Source organism: Pedobacter nyackensis (assembly GCF_032678475.1).
GTDB lineage: Bacteria > Bacteroidota > Bacteroidia > Sphingobacteriales > Sphingobacteriaceae > Pedobacter > Pedobacter nyackensis_A.
In genome coordinates this window covers 456,233-464,519 of the sequence record NZ_JAVTSF010000005.1, presented here as the reverse complement: position 1 = coordinate 464,519, position 8,287 = coordinate 456,233, and the positions used below count along the sequence as shown (strand labels likewise).

Annotated in this window: 6 protein-coding genes; all 6 read right to left on the bottom strand. The window is 39.9% G+C overall.

The annotated features are described in order from the left end of the window. On the bottom strand, window positions 1-2,214 hold a 2,214-nt coding region (locus tag R2Q84_RS18260; RefSeq protein ID WP_316818023.1), incomplete at its 3' end, for an Ig-like domain-containing protein. A 280-nt stretch (window positions 2,215-2,494) separates the two neighbouring features. Next, window positions 2,495-2,806: a hypothetical protein gene (locus R2Q84_RS18255; protein ID WP_316818022.1), complete on the bottom strand. Its 312-nt coding sequence runs from the start codon at window positions 2,804-2,806 to the stop codon at window positions 2,495-2,497. Between the two features lie 167 nt (window positions 2,807-2,973). Next, window positions 2,974-3,681 carry an SIMPL domain-containing protein gene (locus tag R2Q84_RS18250; protein WP_316818021.1) on the bottom strand — a complete coding sequence of 236 codons (708 nt, stop codon included), beginning with the start codon at window positions 3,679-3,681 and terminating at the stop codon, window positions 2,974-2,976. Between the two features lie 82 nt (window positions 3,682-3,763). Then, a complete protein-coding gene (locus R2Q84_RS18245) occupies window positions 3,764-4,366 on the bottom strand; it encodes a lipoprotein signal peptidase (protein WP_316818020.1) in 603 nt (200 codons plus the stop codon). Further along, window positions 4,366-4,746, bottom strand: a complete 381-nt coding sequence (locus tag R2Q84_RS18240) for a TraR/DksA family transcriptional regulator (RefSeq protein ID WP_316818019.1) — start codon at window positions 4,744-4,746, stop codon at window positions 4,366-4,368. Before R2Q84_RS18240 ends, R2Q84_RS18245 begins: the two co-directional genes overlap by 1 nt. A 7-nt stretch (window positions 4,747-4,753) precedes the next feature. Beyond that, window positions 4,754-8,149 carry an isoleucine--tRNA ligase gene (gene ileS / locus R2Q84_RS18235; protein ID WP_316818018.1) on the bottom strand — a complete coding sequence of 1,132 codons (3,396 nt, stop codon included), beginning with the start codon at window positions 8,147-8,149 and terminating at the stop codon, window positions 4,754-4,756. Between the last annotated feature and the right edge of the window lie 138 nt (window positions 8,150-8,287).

Sequence of the window (8,287 nt, the reverse complement as noted above, 5' to 3'; positions counted from 1 at the left end):
CGCATCAGCCACAACTATGGTAGCTGTAGGCCGGTTAGTATCAATAGTGTAATTGTTGGAATTGGTAACACCTGTTCCCGCATTGCCGGATAAAACAGCCGTTACTCCTGTATTATCCAAAGTGATCACATTGGCTAGATATGTAATTTCAGCTGCAGGTGTAAGTGTAGCTTTCCAGGTGATGCCTCCATCTGTAGAATTAACGGCACTTAGCGTACCATTGGCAATAGTAAGGTCGTCATTGGTAAATCCTGTAACGGCTTCGCTGAAAGTAATGGTTACTGTTGGTGTTTCGCCAATACTTAAAGCATTATCAGCCACAACTATGGTAGCTGTAGGCCGGTTAGTGTTAACCTCGTAATTGTTAGAATTGGTAACGCCGGTTCCTGTATTATCTGCAAGGTCAGTAACACCTGTATTGTCCAGGGTGATAACATTGGTAGCATCTGTAATAGAGTTATTTGGGGTTAAGAGAGCGGTCCATGTAGTGCCTCCATCTGAAGAGCTTAGATCGGAAACCACGCCATTTTCAACAGTAAGATCATCAGTAGTAAATCCTGTAACTGCTTCATTAAAAGTAATCGTTACTGTCGATGTTGTTCCAAAAGTTAAATTAGTATTGGTTACAGCTATACCGGCAGTCGGCCGTATATTGTCAATGGCGTAGTTATTAGAAGTGGCAGTGCCTATTCCTGCATTGCCATTCTCATCTGTAACATCGGAATTGTTTAAGGTGATCAGGTTGCTTGGATCCGTAACCGAAGGAGATGGAGTGAGTCGTGCTGTCCAGGTACGACCTCCATCTGAAGAGTTTAACATGGAAATTGCGCCGTTTTGAACCATGAGATCAGAATCGGTAAAGCCAATAACTGCCTCACTAAAAGTAATCGTTATTAACGAGGTTTGGCCAAATGATAAACTGGTATTGGCTACAACTATACCGGCAGTAGGTCGGGTTGCATCAATAATGAAGGTTTTATTTGCGCCTAGCGACCCCGCCGAACCGGGCGCAGGTAATGTAAGGATAGCGGGACTACCTCCTGAAACATTCGAAATACTTCCGCCGTTAAAACTAAGCGCATTTGAGGAGCTATAATCCAGATTAGAACTGTTTTGTCCGGAAACAACAGTATAACTAAAAGTAAGGGTTGAAGTACCATCTCCGCTGGCGTAAGTCGCGGTTCCACCATTGTTAAGCATTAATGAAGGACTGCCTGTTACATTAACCGCAGCGGAAAAAATAAGCTGTATATCAATAATATCATCTATTTTATACGTGCTGTTAGCGTTGGATGAAGTTACATTGGTAATGCCTGCAGAACAACCTTCATCTATCTGTCCATTACAGTTATTGTCAATCCCATCACCGCAGATCTCTGTCGCTCCGGGATGTAAACTCGGATTATTGTCATCACAATCTTGGTTGTTACTCACAAAACCAATTGGTGCTGTGCAGGAGATATTTGTAACCGCTGCATTACCATAACCATCACCATCATAATCCTCATAGTAGGTTTCGTTAGCGAGAACGGTAAAGGCTGCGGCAGCCGAGGTTGCTCCGGGAGTACAGGCTCCTGTAACCACGCAACGATAATAGTAATCAGACATCGCTACTGTCGCACCGGTAATGTATAGAACTGCGGTATGAGTATTTACATACGTTCCACCTGTTGCTCCTGGTCCATCACTAAGGTCGGTAAAACCACTACCTGTGTTCACCTGCCACCGATAGGCCGTTGCATTGGTAGCAGCTATGTAGAACAACACATTCTCTCCTTCACAGATTGTGTTGGGCATAGGATTTTGTGTGATTACCGGAGCTTGCCTTACGGTAAGTGTTGCCGGAGTAGATGCAGCAGGAATATCTCCCATCACCAGACAACGATAAGTGTAAGTACTCATATTGGCAGTTGCCCCGGTTATGTTTAAAGTAGCCGTATTAGCTCCACTGTATCTGCCTCCATTGGCGATGTTGAGGTAGCCGGAACCCTGGTTTACCTGCCACTGGTAGCCTGTGGCATTAAGTGCTACAACAGTAAAAGTTGCATTTGTCCCTATACAAGTTGTGCTGTTTGCAGGCTGGGTGATAATAATTGTAGGGACTGGCGCTGAAAAGTGACTCCAGACTGGAAAAAAGTGAGAAATGTCGGAGAACTTAGACCTGACGGAGAGCGCTGCGAAAAAGAAAAGCAAAATGAGTAGTACTTTTTTCATACAAAGGGATTAGAGTTAATTTAGGTGAAATTCTTAAAGGCATGATCAGCTGATTCATAGCTTTTTTAATCATTTTTAAAAAAATCGCATAAAAATACTAAACTTGTTGTTAATTGTATGTTTTTTGTGAAAAAAATATTAACCTTGTTTTTCGTTGAATTTATGGGGTTATGTGGCGTATAAAACAAAAGAGGATACCGGAATGGTACCCTCTTGCTTGTTTTAACAGGTAGATGTTAAGGATTAGTTAATAATGCTATTTATAGGTAGGATAACAATACTATAGGATCAGGATCAGCAATAAGATGATGATGATAATGGCACCCACTGAAAGGTAAACACCACCCTTCATTGCATTCGCCTGTGATTTTAATTCTTTAAGCTCTTTGCGCAGTTCTTTTTTCTCCGCTCTGGATAAATCTGATTTATCCATTTTTCTAATCTCTTCAACACGGTTGGTTAATCTTTCAAACTGAGCTTTCTGCTCTGCAGTCATTTCTGTTTTATTCTTATTGCGTTCTGCAGCACTAACTGTATTTGCGCTTATTCCAAGTGTAAAGATTAAGATTAGTGAGTAAATTAACTTCTTCATAATTTTTTGTTTTTAGTTTACGCTATTACCAGGAGCCAAATAAGATGGTAAGCTGTAAATAACAAAAAACCTACCAAAGCTAATTGATAGGTTTTTTGTGGTATTCTTTAATAAAACTGTATACTCTACAGGTCAGATTTTTAAAATCTGTGCGCTTAAATTCAGAATTAGAATCCTTTGATTTCAAACACTACATTCATCTGGTAGTTTAGTTTTATCTTTTTAAAATCAAGCTCAACAGGAGGGGCACCAGCCATATCTGCACTTTCTGATTTCATCATTACGTTTGCATACATTGGTCTGCCGTAAGATTCATTGTTGATTTCCTGGATGTCGATTGCGCTGCCCAGTTTATCGCCAAGTGCGGTTACCAGGTAAGTCGCTTTTTCCTTTGCAGCTAACAGGGCTTTAATTTTAAGCTCTTTTTTTAAACTTTCAATTTTCGAATAATCATAGCTCTCAATGCTGGTATAAGCAACTCCTTTTGGATCTACACCACCGATAATGGAATTCCATTTATTCAGGTCTGATACTTTCAAACGATATTGTTTGCTGGCTAAGTAATCAGGGTTTTTCTTTTTCTCAGCAGCAGCAGTATAGCTCGAAAGGTTATTGATCGTTAAGTTTTCTTTATCCAGACCAGCTTTTTGCACTGCATTAAACAGTTCATTTTCCAGGGTGGTAATGTCTACTTTTTTCTTGCTGTTACCATCTTTAAGGTATTCTTTTAAAGAAATGCTGATATAAATGATATCAGGAGTAACTTCTGCTTCAGCAGATCCGCTAACATTGATCTTCTTACGTAAATCTACTTGTTGAGCCATCGCGCTTACGCTAAATAATGCAACAATGGCAAGGCTTAATAATTTTTTCATATTATGATATTTTTCATTTGTATTTGAAGTATAGATGTAACTTTCGTGCCGATTCCATACAGATACTTAAAAAAATAAATAATTAATCTTCAACCATCTCATTATTAAGGCCTATTTTTTCCTCATTCTCTTCTTTGAAATAAGTTTTCTGGAAGATCAGGATCAATATTACCCCAACAGAAATCGCCGCATCTGCTATATTAAATACAGGTCTGAAGAAGATAAAATCTTCACCACCCCAAATTGGTACCCAGCTAGGGAAAACACCTTGAATGATCGGGAAGTAGAACATATCTACTACACGACCGTGAAACAAGCCGGCATACCCATATATTTTACCATACAGAACCGAGTCAATGATATTTCCCAAAGCACCTGAAAAAATCAGGGCCACGTTCAATATCAGTCCTCTGTGATATTTTCTTTGGATCAGATAATGCAAACCATAACCAATTCCGGCAACAGCGATAATTCTGAATAAAGATAAAGCCAGTTTGCCAAATTCACCGCCAAACTCCAGACCAAAGGCCATACCGTTGTTTTCAGTAAAATGGATAATGAACCAGTTGCCGATAATTTTGAATTCCTGCCCCAGGTACATATTGGTTTTAATCCATGTTTTTAACAGCTGATCAGCTACTAAGACAAAGAAAATAATTAATAAAGGTTTTGTATAGCCTTTCATTACGACTGCTTCAGTTTAGCTTCCATACTTAAAGTAGCATGAGGAACTGCACGTAGACGCTCTTTCTGGATCAGTTTACCGGTTTCCCTGCAAATACCATAAGTTTTGTTTTCAATACGCACCAATGCTGCTTCTAAACTCTCAATGAATTTTTTCTGACGGGCTGCCAGTTGATTCAGTTGCTCTTTCTCTAATGTCGCCGAACCATCTTCCAATGTTTTATAAGTACCAGAAGTATCTTCCGTTCCGTTCGAGTTAGGGCTGCTCAATGAGTTGGTCAAATCAAGAAATTCTTGTCTTGCCATTCTCAGTTTTTCCAGGATTAGGTCTTTAAATTCCTGTAATTCAACGTCAGAATACCTTGTTTTTTCTTTTTCCATAATAAAATTACTGTTGTGAAATCAAAATTTGTAATTCAACATCATCGATTACTATTTGGTTTCCGTTATCTAAAGTTTCGGTTAAGTTAATGTTATCTGCTAGGATTTCCGAGCAAATGTATGTTTTATTTTGTGCTACCGCTTCAGTTATAAGATTATGGTTCTGTAAAGTTACCATAATCCTGTCTGTTACTTCAAAATTCAATTCTTTCCTTAAGTTCTGAATTCTGTTGATCAGCTCACGTGAGAGGCCTTCCTGTTTAAGTGCATCTGTAATGGATACATCGAGCGCTACAGTTAAGCTTCCCAAATTAGTCACCTGCCATCCCGGAATATCTTCCGCAATGATTTCAACATCGCTCAACTCAATCACATAATCCGTGCCGCTAACTGCGAATTTGCCTGTGTTTTCAAAATTTGCCAGTTCATCCTGTCCCATATTGCTTACCAGTTCGGCTACCATTTTCATGTCTTTGCCTACTTTTGGTCCTAAGGTTTTGAAATTTGGCTTGATTTTTTTCTTGATAAAGCCCGCAGTATCAGTAATGTATTCTATAGCCTTTACATTGGTCTCCGATAAGATCAGTTCTTTTACCAGCTCAACTCTTTCTGCAAATTTATTATCCAGTACAGGAATTAAAATTTTAGCTAAAGGCTGACGAACATTAATGCCTGTCTTCTTACGGAGTGATAAAACCATCGAAGAGATGTCCTGTGCAAGGTGCATTCTTTCGTTAAGCTCAGTGTCGATTAGTTTTGGATCGATGGCGTCGTCCCAGATGGTCAGGTGTATCGATTCAAAGTTATTAGACTCATCTTTATCTGTTAGGTTTTTAAACAACCAGTCAGAGAAGAAAGGGGCTACAGGCGACATGATTCTTGCTACACTCATCAGACAAGTATATAACGTCTCGTATGCTGCTTTTTTATCTTTTGTCATCTCACCTTTCCAGAAGCGGCGGCGTGATAAACGAATGTACCAGTTACTCAGGTGCTCATCTACAAAAGTTTGTATAGCTCTTGTTGCTTTGGTAGGCTCATATGCATTGTATGCCTCGTCTACTTCAGCAATCAGGGTCTGTAATAAAGAAAGGATCCAGCGGTCCAGTTCACTACGTTCCGCAACCGGTGTCATGTCAAAAGTATTGATCTTGAACTTGTCAATGTTTGCGTATAGTGCAAAGAACGCATAAGTGTTATACAGTGTTCCAAAAAATTTGCGGCGGATTTCAGCAATTCCTTCTATATCAAACTTCAGGTTATCCCAAGGGTTTGCATTCGAAATCATGTACCAGCGTGTCGCATCAGGGCCAAATTCGTTTAATGTGATAAATGGATCAATAGCATTGCCTAAGCGCTTAGACATCTTTTGACCGTTTTTATCGAGTACCAGACCATTAGAAACCACATTTTTATAAGCAACCTTGTCAAACACCAGGGTTCCTATTGCATGTAAAGTATAGAACCATCCACGGGTCTGGTCAACACCTTCTGCGATAAAGTCGGCAGGGAAGTCTGTACCACCATCCACTTTATCTTTGTTCTCGAAAGGATAGTGCCATTGCGCGTAAGGCATTGCTCCCGAATCAAACCATACGTCGATCAGGTCACTTTCACGCTTCATTGGTTTTCCTGATGGAGAAACCAATACAATCTCATCTACTACATTTTTATGTAAGTCGATCAGGTCGTAGTTTTCTTCCGACATATTTCCAATTTCAAATCCTTTAAATGGATTTTCTTTCTGGAAGCCTGCTTCAATTGATTTTTCTATAGCGTTGTACAGTTCTTCTACAGAACCGATCAGTACTTCTTCTTTTTTGTCTTCCGTTCTCCAGATCGGCAGTGGAATTCCCCAATACCTGGAGCGAGAAAGGTTCCAGTCGTTGGCATTTTTAAGCCAGTTTCCAAAACGGCCTTCACCTGTTGATTTTGGTTTCCAGTTGATGGTTTCATTCAGGTCAAACATCCTGTCTTTTACATCAGTAACCTTGATAAACCAGGAATCCAACGGGTAATATAAAAGAGGCTCATCAGTTCTCCAGCTGTGTGGGTAACTGTGGACATACTTTTCTACTTTAAAAGCTTTGTTCTCTTCCTTCAACCGGATGGCAATTTCTACATCTACCGACTTCTCTGGTGCTTCGCCTTCGTTGTAATATTCATTTTTTACATATTTTCCGGCAAGGTCGCCCAGGTGTGATGTAAATTTACCCTGTAAATCTACCAGGGGTACCGGAATGCCATTTTCGTCCAATACCAGCATTGGTGGCACTTCTGGTATAGCCTCTTTGGCTACCTTAGCATCATCGGCACCAAAAGTTGGCGCTGTATGTACAATACCGGTTCCGTCTTCAGTAGTCACAAAATCACCGGCAATTACACGGAATGCGTTTTCAGGATTCTGGTAAGGAAGGACATAAGGAAGTAGCTGTTCGTATTTAATCCCAACTAAATCATTTCCTTTACATTCGGCAATTACCTGGTAAGGGATTTTTTTATCACCGGCGGCGAAATTGCTGAAATCTTCTTCAGAAGTACTTTCAAAATAGGCTTTGTTAAATTGTTTTCCAACCAGGTTCTTAGCTAAAATTACGTTTACCGGGAGGAAGGTGTATTGGTTAAAGGTTTTTACCAGTACATAGTCTATTTTCGGACCAACAGTTAAAGCGGTATTGGATGGTAAAGTCCATGGCGTTGTGGTCCAGGCCATCAAATGTATATCGCCAAATCCCTGTAAAAAAGCAGGCAGGGTTTCCGCTAATGCTTTAAACTGTGCAACAATGGTGGTATCCGTCACATCACGGTAAGCACCAGGTTGGTTTACCTCGTGCGAACTTAATCCAGTACCGGCTTTTGGCGAGTAAGGTTGTATGGTATAGCCTTTGTATAGGAGGCCTTTATCGTAAATCTGTTTCAGTAACCACCAAACCGATTCCATGTATTTTGATTTGTAAGTTACATAAGGGTCACTCATGTCAACCCAATAACCCATTTTTTCGGTCAAATCATTCCATACATCAGTATAGCGCATTACGGTTCTTTTGCAGGCTTCGTTATATGCTTCAATGGAGATGGTTTTACCAATGTCTTCTTTGGTAATTCCAAGTTCTTTTTCTGTCCCCAGTTCAACAGGTAAACCATGGGTATCCCAGCCGGCTTTACGCTTTACCTGGTAACCTTTAAGGGTTTTGTATCTGCAAAAAATATCTTTAATAGCCCTTGCCATTACGTGGTGAATACCAGGCATTCCGTTTGCCGAGGGCGGTCCTTCATAGAAGGTAAAGGGGTTTGATTTCGGTCTGCTTGAAATGCTTTTTTCAAAGATGTTTTCCGCTTTCCAAAATTCAAGAATGTCTTTACCTATTTTAGCTAGTTCTAGTTGTTTAAATTCCCTATACATCAATCAAGTATCTCCAAAAATTAAGGACGCAAAGTTAAGGTTTTAGAATGAAAGATTGAAGTGTAAAACCTAATCCTTCACTAAACCTTTTACAAAAGGGGAATTGAGCCGATGCCGGATTAAAATAATGGGTAAAGA

Excerpts from the sequence above, each read along its gene's own strand:
- R2Q84_RS18250 (WP_316818021.1), bottom strand. The coding sequence starts at position 3,681 with ATGAAAAAATTATTAAGCCTTGCCATTGTTGCATTATTTAGCGTAAGC.
- R2Q84_RS18245 (WP_316818020.1), bottom strand. The coding sequence starts at position 4,366 with ATGAAAGGCTATACAAAACCTTTATTAATTATTTTCTTTGTCTTAGTA.
- ileS (WP_316818018.1), bottom strand. The coding sequence starts at position 8,149 with ATGTATAGGGAATTTAAACAACTAGAACTAGCTAAAATAGGTAAAGAC.
- R2Q84_RS18255 (WP_316818022.1), bottom strand. The coding sequence starts at position 2,806 with ATGAAGAAGTTAATTTACTCACTAATCTTAATCTTTACACTTGGAATA.
- R2Q84_RS18240 (WP_316818019.1), bottom strand. The coding sequence starts at position 4,746 with ATGGAAAAAGAAAAAACAAGGTATTCTGACGTTGAATTACAGGAATTT.